We start from the raw sequence: 23456 nt of genomic DNA on the forward strand, positions 1-23456 counted from the left end.
GCCTTCAAATAGAAATCCAACCCTTACTTTTCCATTCCCGAACAAGCTGATCTTCCAGTTCGGGGAAAGTTTCAAAACACCGTCGCATCTGAATGTCATTCGCCCCATTCTTTATGTTTTCATCGTGCAGTGCTTCAATTGCCGCGGCTTGGGTAGGTAAAAACTCCAAATTGGAATGATTGATACGAACGCATTTTGTTCCGCGTTTCAGGGAAGCCATCTTGAACCAGATATCATCTGCGCTTGGCGCCATTTCAAGAAACCTCTCACTATCAGTGGCCATCTCATCAAGAGATCCAGGGAAATACAATACTCCGCTATTTCCTGTCGGCATAAGTGATAACGAGGGTGTCTCGGCCTCTCTCCCTCCCTTGTTTTTCATCAAGCCATAAGACCATTTACCGTTCATCGCTTCTGGTGTAAACATGTGGCCACGATGACATATTATACATCCCGGAAAACGTCTGCTACCTTCTAGCAAGCGCCATAACCAGTCTTTTGGATAAATAGCATCGTCATCTGCTGTAACAATATTACAGTCCGGGTACTCCCTCAACGCAAAAACAAGCTTATTGTACGATCGGAAATCATTTTTCGTAGAAACAATTCTCAGCCCCCTTCTTTCCAAACGCTTCAGTTTGTCAGGCAACCCTCCCATGGATTTAATATCTTTTTCCGAAAGATATAAACACACTATAAAATTGCATCCTTTCTGTGCAAAAATTGATTCCAAAGTTACATGAACCTGGTCTATTCTGGCAGGATAAGTTGTAAGAGAGACAACTACATCACACCCCTTTTCTTTCAGCTTTTCGCCAGCCCCTACAATATTTATTATATTGTAATAATGGTACAATAAAAAAGCGTTTACCTTCCTGAAAAACCTTTCACTCTTTCTTTTAATATTCATAAATCAGAAATAACCCGGTTAAAGTCTCAGATCCGTCACTGCCTTGGGCAACATATGCTTGAGATCATAGAGAATATGATTCTCTCTTCCCCAGTGACGGATTTGCTCAACTGACAACTCACGAAACGGGGTATGGGCTACCGCCATGATAATGGCGTCATAGGCGCCCTCTTCGGGCTGTTCGATGGGCAAAATGCCATACTCTCTGTCCGCATCCGCAGCGGTTGCCAGCGGATCATAGACTTCAACCGTCACATTGTATTCTCGCAGTTCGCTAATGATGTCAATGACACGCGTATTGCGCAGATCAGGGCAGTTCTCCTTGAAGGTTAGCCCCATGATCAGAATACGTGCGCTTTCGACATGAATGCGACGCTGCGTCATCTTCTTGACAAGCTGACTGGCTACGTAGGCTCCCATTCCATCATTGATACGACGGCCTGCAAGAATCATGTCCGGATGATAGCCAGTCGCCTGAGCCTTGTGCGTCAGGTAGTAGGGATCGACACCAATGCAATGCCCGCCGACCAGTCCAGGGCGAAAAGGCAGAAAGTTCCATTTGGTCCCTGCCGCTTCCAGCACCTCTTCAGTATCAATACCCAGCCTGCTGAAGATCATGGCCAGTTCATTGATCAGCGCAATATTGATATCACGCTGAGTGTTTTCAATTACCTTGGCCGCCTCGGCAACACGAATCGAGCTGGCCCGCCAGGTACCCGCCTCAACGATCGAGCCATAGAGTGCATCTACAAAATCAGCCGCCTCAGGTGTTGAGCCGGCGGTTACTTTCGTAACTGATGTAATCCGATGAATTTTGTCACCCGGGTTGATGCGCTCAGGGCTGTAGCCTGCATAAAAGTCTTCATTGAATCGCAACCCTGACAAACGCTCGATCACGGGCATGCAATCTTCTTCGGTGGCTCCCGGATAGACCGTAGACTCATAGATCACGACTGCCCCACGATCGATCACGCGCCCTACCGTTGCGCTTGCGCCCAACAAGGGAGTCAGATCAGGACGCTTGTGCGCATCGATCGGTGTTGGAACGGTAACGATATAAACATCGCAACCTGTTAGCGCCGATTCGTCATCGGTAAACACCAGTCCCCGAGCTGCATGCAAACGCTCGGACTCAACTTCCCTCGTATCATCCCGACCGGTACGCAGCGATGCTATACGCGCGGCATTGATATCAAATCCGATGACCCGATAGTGGCGTCCGAACTCTACCGCCAAGGGCAATCCGACATAGCCCAACCCGATCACACCGATACGCAACTCGGGAGTCAATTCATGCATGAAACAATCCTGATTTTTTCAAATCCCGGGTGATGAAACTTCAACTCAGCGTAACATGCAATACTACCGTATCATTTCTGCTCTGACTTCAGCCCCTGGTGCCCCTTATCATAAAGAAAGCCGCGGATCGAAGGGCCGCGGCTCTTTTCAACAGCAGATACTCAGGGCTTAATGCTGATTCTGGTGAGTCTCCACACCGTTATCGCTGCTCTTACCAGGACTGCGACCCAGCTTTCGTCCCAACCATTCCGAAGCCTGGATGATCATGACATAAGTCGCCGGAACAAACAGACTCGCCAGTACGGTAATGGTGATCATACCGCCCACCACTGGTGTACCGATCTGGTGACGATTGGCCGCACCCGCGCCTTCTGCCAATGCCAGCGGTAACGTCCCCCCAATAAAGGCCAGCGAAGTCATGACGATCGGCCGGAAACGCATCTCGGCGGCGCGCATGGCCGCATCGGTCACCGAAAGCCCTTCATGCTCGCGCTGTTGCTGGGCAAATTCCACGATCAGAATGGCATTCTTGGCTGCCAGCCCGACTACTGTCAGCAAGCCGATCTGCAGATAGACGCTGGTCCCCATGCCTCGTAACCATACGGCCATGATGGCCCCGACAAAGGCAAACGGCACTGCAGTCACCACGGCCAGTGGCAATGTCCATCGCTCGTATTGCGCCGCCAGGATCAGGAATACCATGATGATCCCGAAGGAGATGGCCAGCATGGCGGCATTACCCTGGCCGAGCTCCTGGTAGGCAACACCGGTCCACCCCATGCCATATTGCGAGCCAAGCTGCTTCGAGATCACCTCCTGCATGGCCTCGATCGCCTGACCGGAGCTATAGCCCGGGGCAGCACCCCCCTGGAAGCGGGCCGCAGGATAAACGTTATAGCGATCCACAATAGTGGGGGCATTGGTACGGTGCAGTGTCACGAAGGTGGAAAGCGGAATACGCTCGCCATCACCACCTCGTACATAGACCTTGGAAAGATCCTCCGGTTTGCGGCGGAAACTGTCATCCGACTGCAGATAAACCTGAAAATTACGACTGTTCTTCTGGAAGTAGTTGACGAAAGCGCTACCAAAGGTGCTGGACAGCGTAGTGTTGAGATCCGAGATACTGACCCCGTAACTCTGGGCCTTCTGTTCATCCACTGTCGCCCTGTAGCTCGGCACCCCGGCATCCAGAGTGGTAAACACCTGAGACAGTTCCGGCCGCTTGCTCGCAGCCTGCATGACCTTGACCGAGGCCTGATAGAGCTCCTTGGGCGTATCGCCTCCAAAGGACTGGAGGTAGCCAGTGAAGCCCCCCGTGGTCGAGAGCCCCAGAATGGGCGGTAGATTGAACGCCATGATATTGCCGCCATCAACCTGACTACCCACCTGCTGCAGTTTGGCAATCATCTGATCGGCTGAAATATCACGTTTGCCCCAGGGCTTGAGCGATACAAAGATAACCCCCTTGGCCGGATTGGCACCACTCGAGAGGAAGTCATAACCGGAAACTGCCGTCGCATAATTAACAGCAGGATTTGCCATCATCTGCTTCGAGACCTTCTGCAGATACTCATCAGTACGTGCAACCGATGAGCCGGCTGGTAGTGAGGCAATACCCAGTACCACACCCTGGTCGGTCGATGGCAGCAGGCTACCCGGCAAGCGGGAATAGACCAGCACCGAAATGACACAGACCGCAATCACACCCACCAGCGAGATCAGCAGGTGACGGATCAGGAAAGAGACACATTTCAAAAAGCCCCGTGTAATACGTGCAAAGCCACGATTGAACCAGTCAAAGGGCTTTTTGACGATGCGAACAAACTTCGACTCCCTCAGATTCTCCTTGTGCTTGATGAAAATCGCACACATGGCCGGCGTAAAGGACAGCGCCACCAGCGCAGAGATAGAGACCGAAACCGCAATGGTAATCGCAAACTGACGATACATTTCGCCCGTCAGGCCGGAAAGGAAACCAACCGGCACAAACACGGAGGCCATGATCAGAGCAGTAGCGATAACCGGGCCGGACACTTCTCGCATGGCTTCCAGAGAAGCCGACATGGGTGTCGCCTCGGGGTCATGCTCGAGAATGCGCTCAACGTTCTCGATCACCACGATCGCATCATCCACCACGATCCCGATGGCCAGTATCATGCCGAATAGCGACAACAGGTTGATCGAAAAATCCAGCATATACATGCCGGCAAAGGTACCAACAACTGATACCGGCACGACCGACATCGCCACCAGCGTCGAACGCCAGTTCTGCAGGAAGATGAAAATGATCGCTGCAACCAGAATCAGCGCTTCGATGAAAGTATGCTCGACAGACTCGATCGAAGCGTTGATGAACAGCGTCGTGTCATAAGGGATTGAATAATCGATCCCGGCCGGGAAGCGCTGCTTGAGCTCACGCATCCGACTCTTGACTTCCTTCGCCACCTCCAACGCATTGGCACCCGGCTGGGTATAGATGGCAATCGGCGCCATCGGGTTATTATTCACCCGCCCCCGAACGGCATAGCTGGACGCACCCAGCTCAACCCGTGCCACATCACTCAAACGCAGTGACCCGCCATCCTGCTGAGTGCGCAATACGATATTGCGGAATTGATCAACGCTGGTAAAACGCCCCTGGGTACTGATGGTGTAGGTATAAGCCGTAGGATCACGCTGTGGCGCTCCCCCCAGCTTGCCCGCTGAAACTACCGTGTTCTGCGACTGAATGGCACTGGAAATCTCGGCCGGCGTAATATCGTATTGAGCCATCTTGTCCGGGTTGAGCCAGACACGCATGGCAAATTCCTGATTCCCCAGGACCTGCGACTGCCCCACGCCGGGGAGCATATTGAGTTCATCAATGATATTGAGATTGGCGTAGTTGTTCAGATACAGCGAATCATATTGATGATTGGGCGAATACAGACCAACGAACAGCAGTACGCTGTTGGACTGTTTCTCCACGGTCACGCCCTGATTCTGCACCTGCTGTGGCAGCTGTGACAGCGCTCGCTGCACCCGGTTATTGACGTTGATCGTCGCCATATCCGGATCAGTGCCAATGTTGAAATACACGCTCATGTTCAACTGACCACTGTCGGAACTCGACGAGGTCAGGTAGATCATGTCCTGCGTACCGTTGATCTCTTCAGCCAATGGCGACGCCACGGTGTTGGAAACCGTTTCGGCATCGGCACCCGGGAAGGTCGCCATCACACTGACCGTGGGCGGCACCACACTGGGGTATTGTTGAATCGGCAGCACCCGTACTGCCATCAACCCCATCAGGGTAATAATGATGGAAACGACCGTGGCGAAAATCGGCCGATGGATGAAAAAGCTTGCAAAATTCATTCGGCTGCCCCGTTGTGGTTACTCACCGCCACTTTCACCTGTACTGGAATTGGCGCTGCTACCACCCTGTTTCGCCTGCTGTGACTGATCCGATTCCCGCTGCTCGGTCACACCTGTATTACCGGTGCCCTGTTTGGGCTCACGCTCATGACGCAACGGATGGCCCGAGGGATTGGTCGGCTGCTCGGAGCTGCCCTGATACGGCTGTGGGTCTACCTTTTGGCCGACACTGACACTACCAATGCTGCCCGCCACGATACGCTCGCCGGCCTTGAGCCCCTCGGTAATGATGGTCCGAGATCCTGCCTGCTCTCCCAGTGAGACAAAACGGCTCTGAATCACGTTGTCATCATTGAGCACATAAAGCTGCGGCCCCTTGAGGCCTTCGGTGACAGCCACATTGGGTACAGCCAGCACATGAAAGCGTTTGAGGTTTTGAAGTTCGATACGAACGAACTGACCCGGAAGAAAAAGGTGATCGGGGTTCTTGAAGATGGCCCTGGCCTGCACAGTACTGGTGGACTCATCGACCCGGGAGCCGAGGAAATCGATTTTCCCCTTCAGGGTATTGGCCGTCGTGTCCTGCTGATTGGCATAAGGAAACTTGAGCGTTGCCGTCACCTCAGGCGCATCCTGCATCTGCCGCTGACGGCGCAATGCGAACGCATCCTCCTGAGGCAGAGAGAAACGCACTTCCAAGGGATCCAGCGGTGTGACAGTGGCCAGCTCGGTATTCTGTGTCACGTAGTTGCCCACGTTGACCTCATTGAGACTCACCATGCCACTCACAGGTGATTTTACCGTGGTGTAATCAAGATCGATTCTGGCGCTTTCGAGTGCTGCTTTCGCCTGAGCAACGGAGGCCTGAGCTGTCTGCAGGGTATTCAGCGCCGTATCACGCTGTTGCTGACTGATGGCACCACGAGAATAAAGCCGCTTGTAGCGAGCCCAGTTGCGCTGCGCTTCTTCCAGATCGGCACGTGCGCTTTGCAGATCAGCCTCACGCTGATCCACCGTCGCCTGATAGGGAGGCTGCTCGATGGTAAACAGCTTCTGACCCTTTTGAACCATCTCCCCGGGCTGGTAGTGCTTCTTCTCCAGTACACCGGCGACCCGGGCCACGATATCCGCTGACAGATCACTACGGATCATCGCCGGATATTCCATGTCGAGTTCCAGATCGCGGGATTGAACCGTCATGACAGCAACCTTGCGTGGGGGTTGCTCCCCGCCACCCTTCTGACTTTGCTGTTGATCTTCATCGCTACCGCCGCAGGCGGCCAACAACAAGGCCATGACTCCGATGAGCCCCCATTGCGGGGCCCGACTGGCAAACATCCGGATCATTGGAATATCCACGATTGTCCTGATTTTCGATACATGGAATTTTAGATGCATTCCTGTATGTATGTAAACGAACCCTGTCGGGTAGCCTACGAAGAGCACCAGCATAGCCCGTGCATCCGGTTTCGGATAGCACAGTGGCCGCTCAAATGATCATGACACCCGTCTCGGCACCCTGAATTTTCGGAAAATCAATATAAAGAAAGGTGCCCGATCCATAAGAATCGGGCACCTTTCTTCACCACGTCAGACGTCTGCTTATTCGACAGGCACCAGCAATTCCATACTGCTCAGGCCAGCATCGCGCCGCCCTTCCCGATAGAGCACACGACTATGATCTACCCGCACCTGCTCATCATTCATCATCGCCCAGTTCAGCGCCATGTGCTGAAATGAGGATTCATAATCCTTCCAGCTGGCAAGCTGTGTGCTCATGCAGCGCCCTGCCGGAACAGTGACCCAGCGCAATGGCAGTGGCGGATGCCAGGTTTCGCGTCGAGCCATGCGATAACCGATGTCCTTGCGAACCCGATGCGCCGGGGTCACGCGGGGATCATCATATAAAAAGCAGACTGATTCGAGTATCGATTCCTTGGCACGCTGAGGGCAGAGCGTCAGCAGATGTTGGCGAAGACTCTCCTCACTCAGGCCACTGTCGCCAAAATCCCGAATAACCAGATAATACTCTTCTTCATTTTCACGCATTTCTACATGCGGTGTAGCATCAGGTACCCGAGGCAGAGTGCTCAGTGTATTACGCATCTGCTCGCGGTAGGCACGCGGCGAAAGGTCGAAGTGACGGCGAAAAACCCGGCTGAAGGCGGCATGATCCTGATAGCCACACTCAAGTGCTACTTCCATGATCGACTTGCGCGTATAAATGAGCAGCATGGCTGCCCGATCAAGGCGGATCGTCGCATGGTAATCCGTCGGCGTCACACCGAAGGACTGTTTGAACTTGCGCCGCAAATGTGAGGTGGACAGCCCTACCTGGCGCGCCACCATGGTCATGGGCATCAGTTCATTGGTGTGCTCATGCAGAATGACTTCTGTCGCGGCAACGTCGAATTCTCTGCAATCCATATCGTATCCCATCCCATAGGCGATATAAGTCAATTGCTGGCGTTTTGTACGCCTCTCATTATCCTGTTCTCATTTCGGCCTGTTTGACCGTTGAACGACATGTTCCATCAGGTCGTCTTTTATGAGAATCAGGCAAGTCAATACAAAAGATGATGTTGGTATGGATCTTTATATCCTCGCTCACCATCTCTTGATGACCCAAAGGGTGATTGAATCACCAGCCAGGCAATCCTTTTTTTATTATTTCCATCTGTAATGATCGCCAGACAGGTTGCAGATTAATTTATGCCAGCAACAAGTAAAGTATGAAAATTACGAAGACTATAAAATTGACCCTTTATGTTAATCGGCCACCCGTCCATTTCTCATTACTCGAAGGCATATCAACTAATCCAACACCGCCGGTTTTGCGACAAAAGGATTAGTTATTCCGATCAGAAAAGTACCAAAAAAATAGCACTATCATCATTTACCATTGTTTTTGAAGGTTTTTCCTACTGAAACACAACGTTTCACAATCAAGCGTCAGCGTTACTCTCGGTAGTGTATTGGACTGGTATCAGTCAGCCTTGCTTTTTTGCTCCGCTGTCTTTCTTTCCAAGGCTGTGGCCGGATGTCGCTATCCTGCGACAATTGGAACAATTTGTTATTCATTGAAAGCTGATATCGGTGAAAAGAGGTTTTGGCTGAAATCGATATTTAAGATTGCGGTAAGTTTGTGCAATAAAAAAACCCGGACACCAGGTCCGGGTAGCATATTGACAACAGTTTGAAGCCCTGTGTTTATCGTGATATCGGCTTTATTTTCATGAGGCATTGGGCATATGCGTGCTGCCACAAATACAGGTTTTCCTTGCTTTAATCATCGTCTTCATGAGATAGCGCCACACGAAGTCGCGCTACAGCCTGGCCGTGTAACTGACAAACGCGGGACTCACTGACACCCATGACAGCGCCAATTTCCTTGAGATTAAGCTCTTCCTGATAATAAAGCGCCAGCAACAGCCGTTCACGCTCAGGGAGCTTATCAATTGCTGCCATGAGCTGCTCGCGCTGAGCATGAGCAAGCCATTGATCATGTGGCGTATCCGGACGCTCAACACTATGGTCAACGTGTGAGGCTTCAGACTCATCCGTGCTGACATCTTCGTAAGGCATGAGGAAACCGTTATTCACATCAGTCAGCGTCTGATGATACTCATCCAGAGAAATATCCAGTTCAGCGGCAATTTCACGCTCACTGGGCGCTCGACCATTCTGCTGTTCGAGTCGCCATACCACTCGATCAATATCACGGGATACCCGGCGTACGCTGCGCGGCAGCCAGTCGCGGGAGCGCAACTCGTCGATCATGGCCCCTCTTACACGTTGCGAAGCATAGGTGGTAAAGGTTGCACCCTGACCGGCATCGAAACGATTGAAGGCATCCAGCAAACCGACCAATCCAGCCTGAATCAGATCATCGAGATCCACACAGGCCGGCAATCGAACCTGCATGGATAACGCCTGACGCCGGACCATCGGCATGTACTGATCCATCAGCTGTGAGTGATCGATTCTACCCTGAGCCGTATACATGCGCGTGGCATCCCCTGGTCTCTACACGGTTGTGCGCCCATGCGCCTGATGCGCGCAGCGCTGATGGAGAGCATTATGCGCGTTGCCTTACACTTCGAAACAATAAACAGGCCATGAATGCACGGCCTTCTTTGGCAATAGCCATACTGCCCCCCTACCGCCGCCCTTCTCCCCAAGGTCTTTTGCAGGAGCGACTTCAGTCGCGATCATCCGACCACCCAACCTCCCTAATTGGCGTAGGAGCGACTTCAGTCGCGATTGATCTACCATGCAAGCAACCCCATCGCGACTGAAGTCGCTCCTACAAGAACCTCAATAACCTGCCCCACCTCGATCACCCTCCTGTCATATGACGATTCGAGGAAATTTATCGCCTTTCCCTAAAGCCGCGCTCAAAGGTGACGTTAATCCCCTTGCCAACGCAGAGCAGGCGCTAAGCTCCAAACCCGGAATAAAATTTCGGGCTGCGCTAAAGAAAAGTCGGGATAACCCGATAACTGAATCAGGCGGCAGGCAGTGCCGCGAATACCGGCGAAATACGCCGCTTCCTTTTGAAACGCAATAGGGAATCGCAACCATGGCAATGGTCGTCAATACCAACTCGCTGTCGCTGATGGCTCAGCAGAACCTGAACAAGTCCCAGAACCAGCTCAACACGGCAATCGAGCGTCTCTCCTCCGGCTCGCGCATCAACAGTGCCAAGGACGATGCCGCCGGCCAGGCCATCGCCAACCGCATGACCTCCCAGGTCACCGGGCTCAACCAGGCCAGCCGCAACGCCAACGACGGTATCTCGCTGGCCCAGACCGCCGAAGGCGCCCTGGATCAGGTCAACGACAACCTGCAGCGCATCCGTGAACTGACCGTTCAGGCCCAGAACGGCACCAACTCCGCCAGCGACATCGACTCCATCCAGAAGGAAGTCAACCAGCGTCTGGAAGAGATCAACCGCGTCACGACCGACACTTCCTTTAACGGCACGGAAGTGTTCAGCAGCGCCTCTGCTGGTACCTCGTTCAGCATCCAGGTAGGTGCCAACGATGGCGAAACCATCAGCATCAACATCGGTCAGTCCGAGGGCGCCGTGGGCAGCACCGGCGGTTCTGGATGGAACATGTACACAAGTTCCGCAGCCAGCGGTGCCGGTAACGCCAACATTACTGCCGCCGATCGGAATGTTAAAACCAACGGCTTTGACGTCCTGAGCTCCGGCGCTCTGGCCACACTGGACGACAAGCTGAAGTCGGTCGACAACAACCGCAGTGATCTGGGTGCCGTGCAGAATCGCTTCGAATCGGCTATCGAAAACATCAACACCACCTCGACCAACCTGAGCTCTGCTCGCTCACGGATCGAAGATGCCGACTACGCCACCGAAGTGTCGAACATGTCCAAGGCGCAGATCCTGCAGCAGGCCGGCACCTCAGTACTGGCCCAGGCCAACCAGACCACCCAGAGCGTGCTCTCGCTGCTCCGCTGATCGCTGTCATACCCTTTCCTTTCGGGTAGTGCTCAAGGCCGGCTTATGCCGGCCTTTTTCCGTTGGGTAGCACCACAATATATTGAACAAAAAAGAAATGATGACAGGCACTAAAGAATCACCGTAAGCGACCGATAATTGAATCAGGCGGCAGGCAGTGCCGCGAATACCGGCGAAACACGCCGCTTCCTTTTGAAACGCAATAGGGAATCGCAACCATGGCAATGGTCGTCAATACCAACTCGCTGTCGCTGATGGCTCAGCAGAACCTGAACAAGTCCCAGAACTCGCTCAACACGGCAATCGAGCGTCTCTCCTCCGGCTCGCGCATCAACAGTGCCAAGGACGATGCCGCCGGCCAGGCCATCGCCAACCGCATGACCTCCCAGGTCACCGGGCTCAACCAGGCCAGCCGCAACGCCAACGACGGTATCTCGCTGGCCCAGACCGCCGAAGGCGCCCTGGATCAGGTCAACGACAACCTGCAGCGCATCCGTGAACTGACCGTTCAGGCCCAGAACGGCACCAACTCCGCCAGCGACATCGACTCCATCCAGAAGGAAGTCAACCAGCGTCTGGAAGAGATCAACCGCGTCACGACCGACACTTCCTTTAACGGCACGGAAGTGTTCAGCAGCGCCTCTGCTGGTACCTCGTTCAGCATCCAGGTAGGTGCCAACGATGGCGAAACCATCAGCATCAACATCGGTCAGTCCGAGGGCGCCGTGGGCAGCACCGGCGGTTCTGGATGGAACATGTACACAAGTTCCGCAGCCAGCGGTGCCGGTAACGCCAACATTACTGCCGCCGATCGGAATGTTAAAACCAACGGCTTTGACGTCCTGAGCTCCGGCGCTCTGGCCACACTGGACGACAAGCTGAAGTCGGTCGACAACAACCGTAGTGATCTGGGTGCCGTGCAGAACCGCTTCGAATCGGCCATCGAGAACATCAACACCACCTCGACCAACCTGAGTTCTGCCCGTTCGCGGATCGAGGATGCGGACTACGCCACTGAAGTGTCGAACATGTCCAAGGCACAGATCCTGCAGCAGGCTGGCACCTCGGTTCTGGCACAGGCCAATCAGACCAGCCAAAGCGTGCTCTCGCTGCTCCGCTGATCGCTTTCATACCCTTCCCTTTCGGGTAGTGCTCAAGGCCGGCTTATGCCGGCCTTTTTATTGTCTGGTCACCCTGCCCTCTAAAATGCCGGATTGGAACGGCTAACGGCTTCTATTCAAACGCTTCGCGATGCCGAGTGACTCTAGAATGGCTTCAGGTCCTACTCTCAGAGTCAGCAGGTATATTCATGAGCGCTCGCAAGCAAAAACGATCCTCAAATCGTTCAAAGCATAATGCTTCCAATTCTGCGGCTATGCTGCCACCGCACGAGCAGAAAAAACTTCTGGGGATTTACGAGTCCAGAAACTTTTCAGCAGCAGAACGCTATGCAGAAACTCTAACTCAGCGCTACCCACATGATGCTTTTGGTTGGAAAGTGCTGGGAAGCTGCCTGCACAAGAATGGTCATATCAAAAAAGCTCAGGAAACATTACAACGCTCACTGGACATCAAGGCAAATGACGCGCAAACCCAACACTTGATGGCCCGAGCCTGGTATGATCTGGGCGAGCCTCAAAAGGCATTAGGCTATGCTCGAGAAGCGATTGCCCTGGAACCCGGTTTTGCTCAGGGCCATTTTACTGTGGCCGAAATTCTGACCGAAAGCGACCTGGATAAAGAAGCACTGGAGCATGCTTTAAAAGCGGAGGAACTCGGTTATGAGAAAACCGCTTGCCTCTTTATTCGCGGCCATATTCAGACCAAGCGACGCCATTATCAGGAAGCCCTAAATATTGTTCAGGAGTTGGTCAGAGTTGATCCTGACAACCCTTTTGTTCAAAACGAGATTGCCAATCTCTACAAGGATCTGGGGCAGTTCGATCAGGCAGAAGCAGCCTACCGAAAGGCAATGGCACTGGATGCGGATTTCGATGTAGCTTTTTCCAACCTGTTGGTCTGCATGCATTATAATCCGGACGTCAGCTCGGAAAATATCCTTGACACTATCAAGCAGTGGGAAAATCAATTTCCCAGCCAGCCTGATCAATATCAGCATGCTTCCAGTAGTGCAGTAGCCAACAAGGTCATCCGCCTTGGCATGGTGTCGTCCGGGTTTCGTATGCACCCGGTAGGACAAATGATTCTGACGGGCCTGGAACGTTTGAATCCCGGCTTCGAGCTACATTTTTATAGTACCAATAATGCCGACGACGACCTGACTCAGCGCCTGAAAAAAGTAGCCACATCCTGGAATCTGGTGCGCCATCTCGAACAGGATGAACTCGCCGACCGTATTCATCAGGATGGCATTGATATCCTGCTGGATCTTTCCGGCTATGGTGAAGGCAGCCGACTGCGTACCATGTCTTATAAACCAGCGCCGCTTATTATAAAATGGGTAGGTGGTTTAATTAACACTATGGGGCTTTCAAGTTTCGATTATCTGATTTCAGATAATATTGAGACTCCTGAAGGCGTAGATGACTGGTATACGGAAAAACTGATTCGTATGCCAAACGACTACATCTGCTATCTCCCCGCCCCGGACGCACCGCCCATTACGGCCCTGCCCGCCATGAGCAATGGCTATATCACATTGGGCTGCTTTAACAACCCAGCCAAGATTAATCCGGAATTGTTAGGTGAATGGGCAAAACTGATGCACGAACTGCCCAACAGTCGATTATTCCTGAAAAGCGGGCAATATGACAGTCAGGATTACTGTGATCGCATTCGCACTATCATGCATGAACACGGTATTTCGGCTGAACGCCTGCTCCTTGAAGGGCCCTCTAACCATCGCCAACTGCTTGAAGCTTACAATAAGGTCGATATTGCGCTCGATACCTGGCCTTACTCGGGCGGGCTGACAACCTGTGAAGCTTTCATGATGGGTGTTCCGGTAGTCACCTACCCTGGCCCAACCTTTGCTGGACGACATTCAGCAACGCATCTTATCAATGCAGGAATGTCGGAGTTGGTTACCGGGAGCTGGGATGAATACCGTCAGCGTGTCATTGAGTTGGCCTCCGATATACCCAATCTGAGTGTTATCCGGGCTTGCCTGCGTCAGTTCCTGATGCAATCGCCGGTTTGTGATGCAGAAAAGTTCGGCAAACATTTTTCGACAGCCATGCGGGCTGTATGGCAACGGCACTGTGAAAGCAAAAAACCTGCTGCCTTGAGCCTGAATTCAGAAGGTAGTGCTTATTTTGATAACGAGAAGACTGCTGTAAGCATTCAGAAGCCTAGTACAGAGGGCATTACGGCTATTGATGCACATATTACTCAATCTTTGCAATCCCAATGGGCACAAGTCTCTTTCAATATATTATTGAGCAACAATCCGGCCAACAAGAAATCACATGACTTACCTGCTCCTTTAATAGTATCACTTACTTCCTACCCGAAGCGCTTTTCGACGCTACCTTTCACCTTGCAGGCCCTGTTATCACAAACCATAAAAGCAGATCACATTGTCCTCTGGATCGCTCATGAAGATAGAGAATGTTTAGATGGAAATATACGCTCTTTTGAAAACAGAGGTATTGAAATTCGTTTCTGTGAAGATTTACGCTCTTATAAAAAGATAATCCCAGCACTAGAATATTATAAAGATTGCTTCATCGTTACTGCAGACGACGACCTTTATTACAAACCTACTTGGCTAGAAGAGCTAACGGGCTCTTATAGACATGAAAAAGAGGTTGTCGCTCACAGAGCCCACAAGATCGTTCTTGACAAGAATGGTAGTCCAGCACCCTATAAAATGTGGGAATGGGAGTATTCCAATAGCCAAACAGCCTCTGAACTTATTTTTCCAACCACAGGCTATGGAACACTATTTCCGCCCAACATATTTCATCCTGATGTCAGAAAAAGAGAGATTTTTGAAAAGCTATCCCCAGATGCGGATGATGTGTGGCTTTATTGGATGTGCAGGCTCAATAACGCAACTTTCAGAGTTACGGGTGGGCAGCCTCCCTTTACGACTTGGCCTGAAAGTCAGCTTGAAACTTTATGGCACCATAATGTGCTTGATGCAGGTAATGACGAGAAGCTTAGTTCTCTGATAGGGCACTACGGTTCAATTTTTGACAAAAAAAATAAAAGTGGTCAAAGACAACACCCACTCACCAACTATAAGGATGAAAACTTTCTTTTCATTATCGGCTGTGGTCGTTCAGGCAATACACTTATGCGAAAATTGCTTATGGAACATTTGGATGTATTTATACCACCTGAGAACTATGTTCTTGGCACTCAAATTCATCATTTTTTGAGAATGAGCAACACTGAGTGGCCACATATAGTACAAGATTTCCTGAACACCTTTAAGTCACAAAAAGATTTTGAGGCTTTTGGTGTTAACGACATTTCATCTTTTAAGAAAAAAGCGATTACTTGGCCTGAAAGTGAAAGAAATTTTTCAAGGCTTGTTATAAGACTTTATAATTGGCTTGCAGCACAGCAAGGCATATCTCCAAAATGGCTAGGAGATAAAACCCCTTTAAACACATTAAACCTAGAATATATTTTAAACGCCTTCCCCAATGCTAAATTCATTTTTATGGAAAGGGATCCATTTGATGTCGTTTCTTCCTATATGGAAGCAGGAATTTATACAGATGCTACAGAAGCTGCCAGACGCTGGAAAAACTCCTACCTTAGCTGGAAAAAACAGCTTTCACATAAAGGCAAAAACCAACAAGTACTTATAAAGTATGAAGACTTTGTTACCAAACCTGAAGAAACAGTAAAAAATATAGGAAAAACTTTCGGTGTTCCGAAAAGAAGCAACAATAAAGACAGGAAAATAGCTTTAGGAGATGTGGATCTTTTGGCGCATCATGGAAATGTCAAAAAAACGACCTTTACATCTTCAATTGGGAAAGGAAGGAAAAAATTGAAAAGTGACGACATTTTTGCCATCGAAAAAGAGCTAGGCGATCTCATCACCCAGAGAAGTTATAGCTTATAACTATATATGGTCCAGTCTCGTTCAAATCAGATTTGACCATTTTTGAACGAGACTGGGTATCAAAGGTATGCAGCAATGATAACTCTCCACGAAAGCGAAGATTTAAAGATAGGTCTTTTAAACAAACCCGGGAAGCATGTCTGCATTTGCTTTACAGGGGTCGGGCATGCTTTAGGTGGCATAGATGTTCAAAAGGAAGAATTCAAGAATATTGAAAAAATAGGGAATATTATATATATTGTCGACAAAAAAAGATCTTGGGGAAACAATCTTGACATTAATGGTATTGTCGATTTTTTAACTCCTTATACTCGAGGCAGAGAAGTTTATACGATCGGAAATAGTATGGGCGGATTTCTTGGCATATTGTTTTCCAAACATTTGAAAACCAAGTGTTCAATAAGCTTCGCCCCTCAATATAGTATATGCAAATCAGTAGTCCCAAATGAGACAAGATGGAAAAACTATATTAGCGAAATAAGTAAAATAGAACATGTTTCTCTTGAAAACAGCTTTTCCCAAAGCACTAGCTATTTCTCTTTTTTTGGTGACGATACGGTAGAAAGGCAACATTGGGAGAATTTCCCTATAGCTAGCAACATGTATAGCTTCATCATTAAAAACCAATCTCATGATCTTGCAAAATCATTCAAAGAGCGGGGGATCCTTTATAAAATTATTGAGCAATGCTTTTTATTTAAAAATATTGAAACATGCCTTAAAGAAGGTAACTTTCGATACAGCTTACTTGAAATAGACTGATTTTTTCATATTATGATCAACACAACCAAAGCTCATTAATCTAATTACTGCGTTTTTAGAAACATACGGCATTAAAATGATAACAAAATTCTAAACAATATTTTTCGCTATATGATCTTCACTCTTACAAAATAAATAACGAGGGTTTCGACACCAGCCTAAAGTTGCGGGCAAGAGCGGCCAAGGATGACCAAAACCAAAGCCGCTCCCACAGGAAATGGTAGGGCCGATCTTATAGGAGCGGCTTTGCCCGCGAAGCTTTTTCCTGAGACAGCATGACAATCGGCGACGGCTCTCCCCCTTTCATACCCCAAACCAGCCTTTTGTTCAGTAGCCTCACCTTCTGCGCCCTGCTAAAAGTAAACGCTCATACTATTACAAGCGTTACCCGGGTCTTTATGGGGGCTTCGGCAATGACCAACATTTCTCAGACAGCAACGGCTGCCTCACCGCTTTCACATCAACGTTCTGCCGTTATTACCGATCCAGCCGACGTCTCCTCATCGGCCACTGTTATCAATACAGAAAAGGAAAAAACCACAAAAGCCAATCCGACCGGGCAAACTCTGGATGAAGCCATTGGCCAGCTCAATCAGACCCTGCATCGGTTTGGCGTGGAATTCGAGATCGATGGTGACATCGAGCGGGTCATCACCCGCGTGATTGATCGCGAAAGCGGTAAGCAGATTCGTCAGATCCCAGCGGAGGACGTAGTGAAAATCCTGCATCGTCTGGCCAATCAGCCAGCCGCAGCAGAGTCCGGGTTGCTATTCAGCGAGATGGTTTGATCATTCGGCCACGGCTGCGATGCTTTAACCAGACCATTCGCGACTGAAGTCGCTCCTACGTTAAGAGCTATTGGTAGGCCAATTCAGCCATCTAGCGCTCATCCACCTTGTCGTCCTTTTCACCACTGTCCGTAGTGTAAGGCGGGCGCTCCGGATGAGAGGGGAAGCGCGCGGAACCATAGCGGACAATCAGAATGGAGATGGAGAGCAGCAGTACAGAGACGGCGATATAGATGATGCCCATATCCGGGTCGTGATGACTGTGCTGAATATCGCCGATCATCATTCGTGTCAGGGCAGTAATGGCCACATAGATCAAAAACCGTACAGGCATGTGATTGGTGCGAAAGTAGATGCCAACCATCGCCCCCAGTTCCAGGTAGATGAACAGCAACAGGATATCATCGACCCCTGGTACACCTTCGGCCAGCATATCCAGAAAGGTAAACAGTGCCCCCCATGCGATCGCGCCGCCTATGGCAAAGAGAGCCATGAAGTGAAAACCACCTACCAGCAATTTGCCAATTCGGTCGGTTCTTTGATGCAGGCGGTGACTCCAGTCATTCTTCGGCATCGTGACTCGGCTCTACGAAAACAGGGGGGATTGAAAGACCATAAGGGCTCTTGAGCACCTACTTTGGCACATACAATATGGCAATCGTAACGACTTTTTTCTTCCGATCATTTGCTGACTGATAATTATCCGGTTTTTCGATCGACAAAGCTGGGAGTAGCTTCACCAGATTCCGACCGAGGAGGTAGGGTGCATCCTGCATCGGCAGGCCAGCCAGCCGCTGCAGCTCCGAGCTATTGTTCAGTCAACTGGTGTGAGTATTACTTGAGCAATTTTCGCGACTGAAATCGCTCCTACGTTAAATGGCGCAGCCATCAGGAACCTGACCCGGCCCGGGATTTGACTTGAGTTAACGGTGCTGTCTCATGGGAATGCACATCCAAAGACAGATTTGACGACCCGGCGGAAAAAATGCCACTGTGGACGTGGATAGGCGCAAGAGGCCTATGGTTGGTTGTCATCGAATCATCGATGTGCCGCTGTATAGTAGTCTTGCCCTACCCTCGCACGACCGGGTAGAACCGGCACTCTTTGTACGAATAGCGCATGATGCGCGCAGGAAGATCGAATATGGCAACTGGCACGGTTAAGTGGTTCAACGACGCCAAGGGTTATGGCTTCATCGCTCCCAACGACGGCGGTGATGACGTTTTTGCCCATTTCTCTGAAGTCCAGCAGGACGGCTTCAAGTCTCTGCAGGAAGGTCAGAAGGTTTCCTTCGAGATTACTCAGGGCAAAAAGGGGCTCCAGGCCTCCAACATCCAACCCGAATAACGCTTTATCCGGACTGATTGTCCGATAATTCGGGAAGGCATACAGGGCTCGCTTCGGCGGGCCCTGTTTTTTGTGCCTGCAGGATGTATCCAGGTGCCAGTTACCATCGCGACTGAAGTCGCTCCTACAAAACCCGAGCCAGCCGATAAGCGGAAGGCAAGCCAATCGCGGCTAAAGCCCTGTCCGCAGGAGAGCCACTGCCAACCGGCATTTCAACCACTCACACTCACCTCTGCAAAACCCGACTGCAGCAGCGACTTCAGTCGCGATTACCCGGCCTTTTGTAACAGTGCAACGGTGCTTCTCATGGAGTGAGACTGCCATTACACCTGCATATTCATGATGTCCTTGTACGCCGTCATCAGTCGATTACGCACCTGGATGCCCATCTGGAAAGATACGCTGGCCTTCTGCATATCGACCATGACATCGTTGAGTTCCACGCCGGGATCACCTCGTTCGAAAGCCATGGTTTTGGCCGCCGCAGCCTTCTTCATGCCATCTACACGATCGATGGCATTCTTGAGCTCACCGGCAAAACTGATGTCATCGGACTGTACGGGCGCTGCCTGCTGCTGGCCACCGGCCTGCTGCGCCACCTGCTGCATCTGTTGAACGAGGGCCTGTAGGCCGGCACCTGCAACTGCCATGGTCCACTCCGCTGTTTGTTACGGGAACAGGGTAAAATAATTCCCGATGTAACCAAGTGTCACGGAGCTTATAGCCTGTCGTCGCAATGTGATCCGGTCAAATAGTAAGGAAAAGGTCGGCTTTTCAATCCTTCAAAAAAAACTGTACCCGGAATAATGGCGCCATTTCGCCAGCAGCACTTTTGCGCCTGTGCAGGCGCAGCTGACCATTTGGCGGGTACTACAAGGAAGGCACTTCGTGAAATCGATCGCTCCCCTTATCACTGATTGCAGTCTGGCTCGTCAGCGTTCGTCCCGTAGCCCCGTTAACGCTCAAAGAGGAAGCCGTCGATGAGTGAAGCCAACGCGACGGCCAATTCATCTCGAGCCTTGCTTGAGCGATTGAAAGCCAACCCGCGTCTACCGCTGATCATTGCAGTCGCAGCGGTGGCAGCCATTCTGGTAGCACTGCTGCTCTGGGCACGCTCACCCGATTACCGTGTGCTTTTTTCCAATCTGAGCAATGCCGATGGCGGCACGATTGTCAGTCGCCTGGAACAGATGCAGGTGCCCTACCGGCTCACCTCGGGCGGTCAGGCCATCATGGTACCGGCCGACAAGGTCGATCAGGTACGCCTCTCACTGGCAAGTGAAGGGCTCCCCAAGGGAGGCGGCGTCGGTTTCGAACTGATGGACAACCAGTCCTTCGGCGTCAGCCAGTTCGTGGAGCACGTCAACTATCAACGTGCGCTGGAAGGAGAACTGGCCCGCTCGATCGAATCGATCGACGCTGTACAAACTGCTCGCGTGCACCTGGCCATGCCGCAGGAATCAGTGTTTGTGCGTGATCGCAAGCAGCCTACTGCTTCGGTCATCCTGACACTCTATCAGGGGCGTGCCATGGGGGATGGCCAGGTGAGTGCCATCGCGCACCTGGTATCTTCGAGTGTTACCAATCTGCCGGTCGATGCCGTCACGGTCGTTGATCAGAACGGACGTCTTCTTTCACAAGCCGGGTCGGAAGGCGGTAGCGGGCTTGACGACACACAGCTCAAATACACCGCCCAGATTGAACAGAATCTGCGTAACCGCATCGAAACCATTCTGGCTCCCGTCGTGGGCCGTGAGAACGTTCGTGCGCAGGTCACTGCCAATATCGACTTTTCCAGAGCCGAACATACCAGAGAACAATACGCACCCAATCAGGACCCCAATCAGGCTGCCGTTCGCAGCAAGCAGCTCAGTGAAAGTGACCAGCTGGGCGGCAGTGGTATCGGTGGCGTTCCGGGCGCACTGAGCAATCAGCCGACGCCTCAGGAAGCTTCCCCGATCCAGAATCAGAATGCGAATAATGGCCAGGGCCAGAATGGCAATAACGGTCAGGGAAATAATAATCAGGGGAACAACCAGAATAATCAGAACAATAATGGTGCCAACAACGCACAACAGAACGCCATGCCGCGTTCAAGCAACAGCAGCTCAACCATCAACTATGAGCTGGATCGCACCATTCGTCATGTCCAGGAAGATTCCGGACGCATTCAACGTCTTTCGGTCGGTGTGGTTGTAGATTATCGCTCTCAAACAGGCGAAGACGGCCAGGTGACCCAGGTGCCGCTGAGCGATGACCAGATGGCGAAAATTCAGCGTCTGGTGCGTGAGGCTGTCGGCTACTCGGAACAGCGCGGTGATTCGGTAGAAGTCGTCAACGCCGAATTCAGTGAAAAGATGGACCCCCAGCCTGCAGCACCCGCCTGGTGGGAGAATCCGCAGCTGATCTCGCTGGCCATGACCCTCGGTCGATACCTGCTGATCGCACTGGTGGCCTTTATCCTCTGGCGCAAGCTGATCAAGCCTCTGCTGGATCGCCAGCGTGAGAGCCTGGCCCCGGCCACCGCGGGAGGGGGCGCCAGCGGTACCTTCTCTACTGTTGCAGGTGATGATGAAGACGGCGAAGCCGGTGAAGATGATGAAGCCGAATTCAACCGCAACATGGCAGAGATGGCCCGCAAGCGGCAGCGCAAGGTCTACGACAGCCAGCTGTCGGAGGCACAGGAGCGCGCCAAGGAAGACCCCCGTCTGGTAGCGATGATTCTCAGAGGCTGGATGAATGGCAAAGACTAGTTTCAATGAAGCCGGGGTCGAACGCAGCGCCCTGCTGCTGATGGCACTCGATGAAGATACGGCAGCCGAGGTCTTCAAAAGCCTGGCGCCCCGGGAGGTCCAGCAGATCGGTATGGCCATGGCAAGCCTCGGCCAAGTATCGATGGAGCGCATGAGTGAGGTGATCAAGCAGTTCAACGAGGAACTGGGCCAGTACGATGCCATCAGCATGCACTCCAGCGACCATATCCGTGCGGTGTTGGTCAAGGCCATGGGAGAAGAACGCGCCTCCAGCCTGCTGGAAGATATCTTCGAGTCCAATCAGGATAATGGCATCGATGCGCTTAACCTGATGGAGCCCAGTGTGGTCGCCGAGATGATCCGCGATGAACATCCGCAGATCATTGCCACCATCATGGTCCACCTGGAGCGTGGTCAGGCCTCCGATGTTCTCGCACTGTTCGATGATGGTTTACGCAACGATGTGGTCATGCGCATTGCGACCTTCAGTGGCGTGCAGCCAGCAGCGCTGCAGGAACTGACCGAAGTGCTGGGCGGTCTGCTGGAAGGTCAGAATCTCAAGCGCGCCAAGATGGGGGGTATTCGTACTGCGGCGGAAATCCTCAACCTGATGAATTCCACTCAGGAAGAGAGCGTGCTCGACAGCGTACGCAATTACGACGAAAACATTGCGCAGCAGATCATCGACGAGATGTTTGTCTTCGACAATCTGGCCGATGTCGACGATCGCAGTATCAAGCGCATCCTGCAGGATATCGATACCAACTCGCTGGTTATCGCGCTCAAGGGCGCACCGGAAGAAGTCCGCGATCGTTTCACCGCCAACATGTCCAGTCGTGCTGCCGAAATGCTGCTCGAAGACATGCAGATGCGCGGGCCGATTCGTCTCTCCCAGGTGGAAGCCGAGCAGAAGAATATTCTTACGCTGGTCAAGCGGTTGGCGGATGCCGGCGAAGTAGCACTGGGAGGCGGCGACGACGCCTATGTCTGATCGTACGCACAACGATCGCAACGCCCATTGGCAGCGCTGGGAAATGGGTCAGCTTGAGCGACGCCAGTCGCGCCGCCAGGGCGATATTGATGCTGGCCGTCAATCTCAGGCAACCAGTGACGAGCTGCAACGCCGCAAGGAGGATGAATTCCGGCGGCAGGCAGTGGAACGCGGTTTCGAAGAGGGGCACTCGAGTGGTTACGAGACCGGCCATGGCGAGGGGTACGCGGCGGGTTACCAGGCCGGACTCGATCAGGCACTGGCCGATCATCAGGCACGCCTGGATGAAGAGCTGCAAACCACCCTGGAGCCCATGGCACGTTTGGCGCGTCATTTCGAACGCGCCATTTCACAGCTTGATGACGATGTCGCATATGCCCTGGTCGAACTGGCACTGGAAACCGGTCGTCAACTTGCAGGTAGACAACTGGAGCTGGCACCGGAACATATTCTCGATGACATCGAGGCCCTGATTGCAGCCGAACCGACGCTGAGTGGGTCACCCACCCTTTGCGTGCATCCTGATGATCTGGTGCTGGTACAACGGGAACTGGGCAATATGCTCAGCGATATCGGTTGGCAGCTGCGTGCCGAGCAGTCACTGGAGCCGGGTGATTGTCGCGTTGAGACAGAGCAACGCGAAATCGACGGCAGTCGTACCGACCGCTGGGAACGTCTGAGACACGCAGTCGGCCACGGCAAGCATTGAGGAACAG

17 protein-coding genes are annotated in these 23456 nt (G+C 51.9%); 9 read left to right on the forward strand and 8 right to left on the reverse strand.

Annotated elements, in window-relative coordinates:
• Positions 1 to 4: 4 nt before the first annotated feature.
• The 6 genes from FY550_RS08570 to FY550_RS08595 form a co-directional block, all read right to left on the reverse strand.
• Positions 5 to 910 carry a glycosyltransferase family 2 protein gene (locus FY550_RS08570; protein WP_139148649.1) on the reverse strand — a complete coding sequence of 302 codons (906 nt, stop codon included), beginning with the start codon at positions 908 to 910 and terminating at the stop codon, positions 5 to 7.
• 18 nt (positions 911 to 928) lie between these two features.
• The gene (gene tviB / locus FY550_RS08575; protein WP_070977534.1) at positions 929 to 2209 is read right to left on the reverse strand and encodes a Vi polysaccharide biosynthesis UDP-N-acetylglucosamine C-6 dehydrogenase TviB; all 1281 of its coding nucleotides are present in this window, start codon (positions 2207 to 2209) and stop codon (positions 929 to 931) included.
• Positions 2210 to 2377: 168 nt separating this feature from the next.
• Positions 2378 to 5569, reverse strand: coding sequence for an efflux RND transporter permease subunit (locus FY550_RS08580; protein WP_070977535.1), 3192 nt, complete (start codon positions 5567 to 5569; stop codon positions 2378 to 2380).
• Positions 5570 to 5587: 18 nt separating this feature from the next.
• Positions 5588 to 6916 carry an efflux RND transporter periplasmic adaptor subunit gene (locus FY550_RS08585; RefSeq protein ID WP_070977536.1) on the reverse strand — a complete coding sequence of 443 codons (1329 nt, stop codon included), beginning with the start codon at positions 6914 to 6916 and terminating at the stop codon, positions 5588 to 5590.
• A 255-nt stretch (positions 6917 to 7171) separates the two neighbouring features.
• Entirely contained in the window at positions 7172 to 7996 is an 825-nt protein-coding gene (locus FY550_RS08590; RefSeq protein WP_168169287.1) for an AraC family transcriptional regulator, read from the reverse strand.
• Positions 7997 to 8854: 858 nt separating this feature from the next.
• Positions 8855 to 9574: an RNA polymerase sigma factor FliA gene (locus tag FY550_RS08595; RefSeq protein ID WP_070977538.1), complete on the reverse strand. Its 720-nt coding sequence runs from the start codon at positions 9572 to 9574 to the stop codon at positions 8855 to 8857.
• Between the two features lie 577 nt (positions 9575 to 10151).
• On the opposite strand from FY550_RS08595, the gene FY550_RS08600 reads away from it, so the two are divergent.
• The 5 genes from FY550_RS08600 to FY550_RS08620 all read left to right on the forward strand — a co-directional run bounded on the left by FY550_RS08600 (position 10152) and on the right by FY550_RS08620 (position 17648).
• On the forward strand, positions 10152 to 11054 hold the full coding sequence (locus tag FY550_RS08600) for a flagellin N-terminal helical domain-containing protein (protein ID WP_149054478.1): 903 nt from the start codon (positions 10152 to 10154) through the stop codon (positions 11052 to 11054).
• 218 nt (positions 11055 to 11272) lie between these two features.
• The gene (locus FY550_RS08605; RefSeq protein ID WP_149054479.1) at positions 11273 to 12175 is read left to right on the forward strand and encodes a flagellin N-terminal helical domain-containing protein; all 903 of its coding nucleotides are present in this window, start codon (positions 11273 to 11275) and stop codon (positions 12173 to 12175) included.
• 188 nt (positions 12176 to 12363) lie between these two features.
• The gene (locus FY550_RS08610) at positions 12364 to 16098 is read left to right on the forward strand and encodes an O-linked N-acetylglucosamine transferase family protein (RefSeq protein ID WP_084388012.1); all 3735 of its coding nucleotides are present in this window, start codon (positions 12364 to 12366) and stop codon (positions 16096 to 16098) included.
• A 75-nt stretch (positions 16099 to 16173) separates the two neighbouring features.
• Complete coding sequence (locus FY550_RS08615; protein WP_070977540.1) at positions 16174 to 16860, forward strand: hypothetical protein; 687 nt, start codon at positions 16174 to 16176, stop codon at positions 16858 to 16860.
• Positions 16861 to 17135: 275 nt separating this feature from the next.
• Positions 17136 to 17648 carry a flagellar protein FlaG gene (locus FY550_RS08620; protein ID WP_084388013.1) on the forward strand — a complete coding sequence of 171 codons (513 nt, stop codon included), beginning with the start codon at positions 17136 to 17138 and terminating at the stop codon, positions 17646 to 17648.
• 91 nt (positions 17649 to 17739) lie between these two features.
• Here the strand turns inward: FY550_RS08620 and FY550_RS08625 are convergent, their stop codons facing one another.
• Entirely contained in the window at positions 17740 to 18222 is a 483-nt protein-coding gene (locus FY550_RS08625; RefSeq protein ID WP_070977542.1) for a phosphate-starvation-inducible protein PsiE, read from the reverse strand.
• 570 nt (positions 18223 to 18792) lie between these two features.
• Between FY550_RS08625 and FY550_RS08630 the strand changes: the two genes are divergently transcribed.
• On the forward strand, positions 18793 to 18996 hold the full coding sequence (locus FY550_RS08630) for a cold-shock protein (protein WP_070977543.1): 204 nt from the start codon (positions 18793 to 18795) through the stop codon (positions 18994 to 18996).
• A 323-nt stretch (positions 18997 to 19319) separates the two neighbouring features.
• Here FY550_RS08630 and fliE read toward each other — a convergent pair whose 3' ends face one another.
• Positions 19320 to 19646, reverse strand: coding sequence for a flagellar hook-basal body complex protein FliE (gene fliE / locus FY550_RS08635; protein ID WP_070977544.1), 327 nt, complete (start codon positions 19644 to 19646; stop codon positions 19320 to 19322).
• Positions 19647 to 19976: 330 nt separating this feature from the next.
• Between fliE and fliF the strand changes: the two genes are divergently transcribed.
• Genes fliF through FY550_RS08650 form a run of 3 tightly spaced genes read left to right on the forward strand, consistent with a single transcriptional unit; the run spans position 19977 to position 23449 of the window.
• Positions 19977 to 21749: a flagellar basal-body MS-ring/collar protein FliF gene (fliF, locus tag FY550_RS08640; protein WP_149054480.1), complete on the forward strand. Its 1773-nt coding sequence runs from the start codon at positions 19977 to 19979 to the stop codon at positions 21747 to 21749.
• Positions 21736 to 22740 carry a flagellar motor switch protein FliG gene (gene fliG, locus FY550_RS08645; protein ID WP_070977545.1) on the forward strand — a complete coding sequence of 335 codons (1005 nt, stop codon included), beginning with the start codon at positions 21736 to 21738 and terminating at the stop codon, positions 22738 to 22740. The genes fliF and fliG overlap by 14 nt, the downstream gene beginning before the upstream one ends.
• A complete protein-coding gene (locus FY550_RS08650; RefSeq protein ID WP_149054481.1) occupies positions 22733 to 23449 on the forward strand; it encodes a flagellar assembly protein FliH in 717 nt (238 codons plus the stop codon). The genes fliG and FY550_RS08650 overlap by 8 nt, the downstream gene beginning before the upstream one ends.
• Positions 23450 to 23456: the final 7 nt, after the last annotated feature.

The organism is Kushneria phosphatilytica (assembly GCF_008247605.1).
Lineage (GTDB): Bacteria > Pseudomonadota > Gammaproteobacteria > Pseudomonadales > Halomonadaceae > Kushneria > Kushneria phosphatilytica.

Excerpts from the sequence above, each read along its gene's own strand:
- FY550_RS08570 (WP_139148649.1), bottom strand. The coding sequence starts at position 910 with ATGAATATTAAAAGAAAGAGTGAAAGGTTTTTCAGGAAGGTAAACGCT.
- tviB (WP_070977534.1), bottom strand. The coding sequence starts at position 2,209 with ATGCATGAATTGACTCCCGAGTTGCGTATCGGTGTGATCGGGTTGGGC.
- FY550_RS08580 (WP_070977535.1), bottom strand. The coding sequence starts at position 5,569 with ATGAATTTTGCAAGCTTTTTCATCCATCGGCCGATTTTCGCCACGGTC.
- FY550_RS08585 (WP_070977536.1), bottom strand. The coding sequence starts at position 6,916 with ATGATCCGGATGTTTGCCAGTCGGGCCCCGCAATGGGGGCTCATCGGA.
- FY550_RS08590 (WP_168169287.1), bottom strand. The coding sequence starts at position 7,996 with ATGGATTGCAGAGAATTCGACGTTGCCGCGACAGAAGTCATTCTGCAT.
- FY550_RS08595 (WP_070977538.1), bottom strand. The coding sequence starts at position 9,574 with ATGTATACGGCTCAGGGTAGAATCGATCACTCACAGCTGATGGATCAG.
- FY550_RS08600 (WP_149054478.1), top strand. The coding sequence starts at position 10,152 with ATGGCAATGGTCGTCAATACCAACTCGCTGTCGCTGATGGCTCAGCAG.
- FY550_RS08605 (WP_149054479.1), top strand. The coding sequence starts at position 11,273 with ATGGCAATGGTCGTCAATACCAACTCGCTGTCGCTGATGGCTCAGCAG.
- FY550_RS08610 (WP_084388012.1), top strand. The coding sequence starts at position 12,364 with ATGAGCGCTCGCAAGCAAAAACGATCCTCAAATCGTTCAAAGCATAAT.
- FY550_RS08615 (WP_070977540.1), top strand. The coding sequence starts at position 16,174 with ATGATAACTCTCCACGAAAGCGAAGATTTAAAGATAGGTCTTTTAAAC.
- FY550_RS08620 (WP_084388013.1), top strand. The coding sequence starts at position 17,136 with ATGACAATCGGCGACGGCTCTCCCCCTTTCATACCCCAAACCAGCCTT.
- FY550_RS08625 (WP_070977542.1), bottom strand. The coding sequence starts at position 18,222 with ATGCCGAAGAATGACTGGAGTCACCGCCTGCATCAAAGAACCGACCGA.
- FY550_RS08630 (WP_070977543.1), top strand. The coding sequence starts at position 18,793 with ATGGCAACTGGCACGGTTAAGTGGTTCAACGACGCCAAGGGTTATGGC.
- fliE (WP_070977544.1), bottom strand. The coding sequence starts at position 19,646 with ATGGCAGTTGCAGGTGCCGGCCTACAGGCCCTCGTTCAACAGATGCAG.
- fliF (WP_149054480.1), top strand. The coding sequence starts at position 19,977 with ATGAGTGAAGCCAACGCGACGGCCAATTCATCTCGAGCCTTGCTTGAG.
- fliG (WP_070977545.1), top strand. The coding sequence starts at position 21,736 with ATGGCAAAGACTAGTTTCAATGAAGCCGGGGTCGAACGCAGCGCCCTG.
- FY550_RS08650 (WP_149054481.1), top strand. The coding sequence starts at position 22,733 with ATGTCTGATCGTACGCACAACGATCGCAACGCCCATTGGCAGCGCTGG.